Source organism: Treponema endosymbiont of Eucomonympha sp. (assembly GCF_001028545.1).
The window spans coordinates 1-920 of the sequence record NZ_BBPW01000238.1 but is presented as its reverse complement, the minus strand read 5'-3'; the positions used below and the strand labels follow the sequence as shown (position 1 = coordinate 920).

Sequence of the window (920 nt, the reverse complement as noted above, 5' to 3'; positions counted from 1 at the left end):
GTCCATGTCTGCAAGACGATGCTCGCCTACGAGAAGTTCCACCGCGCCAAAGGCGACACGCCGGAGTCGCTCGGCGTGAAGGGCGACCGCTTCGTCGGCGACTGCTACGTCGAGTTCGGCGCCTACAGCAAGACACACCCGGACGCGGAAGCCGAGGCGCAGAACCTGCTCGTGGAGTGGGAGCGGGGCGACACGGACGTGCGCGCTCGCTGGAAGCAGATGAACGAGTGGGCTATCGGCGGAATCCGCGAAACCTACCGGCGCTGCGGCGTTTCGTTCGACGCGTTCTATTACGAGAGCGACACCTACCTGAAGGGCAAGGCGGAAATCCTGAAGGGACTTGAGGCGGGCGTATTCCACCGCGAAGCCGACGGCTCGGTGCAGGTAGACCTTGCGGAAATCGGCTTGGACAAGAAGGTGCTGCTACGCAAAGACGGCACCGCGCTCTATATGACGCAGGATATCGGCACCGCGCTCTGCCGCCGCGGCGACTGGGACTTTGACCGGCTGGTCTACGTCGTCGGCAACGAGCAGCAGTACCACTTCAAGGTGCTGTTCCATATCTTAAAGAAGCTGGGTTTCGCGTGGGCGGAAAGCCTGCGCCACCTGTCTTACGGAATGGTGAACCTGCCCGAAGGCAGAATGAAGAGCCGCGAGGGCACCGTCGTCGACGCCGACGACCTTATCGATAGCCTCCGCGAGGGAGCGCGGGAGGAAATCGCCGCGAAGGGGCGCGAAGAAGCGGTCGGAGACGCGGACGCCGTCGCCGAAGCCGTCGCTATCGGCGCGCTGCACTACTTTTTGCTTCAGGCGACGCCCGCGAAGGATATGCTCTTTGACCCGAAGGAATCGCTCTCGTTCAACGGCAACACGGGACCGTACCTGCAATATATGGGCGCGCGGATTTCGTCGGTGCTGCG

1 protein-coding gene is annotated in these 920 nt (G+C 62.8%); it reads left to right on the top strand.

The features are described 5' to 3' along the window. The coding region (gene argS, locus AWU74_RS06220) for an arginine--tRNA ligase domain-containing protein (protein ID WP_162504935.1) at positions 1-920 on the top strand (920 nt) is incomplete at both ends.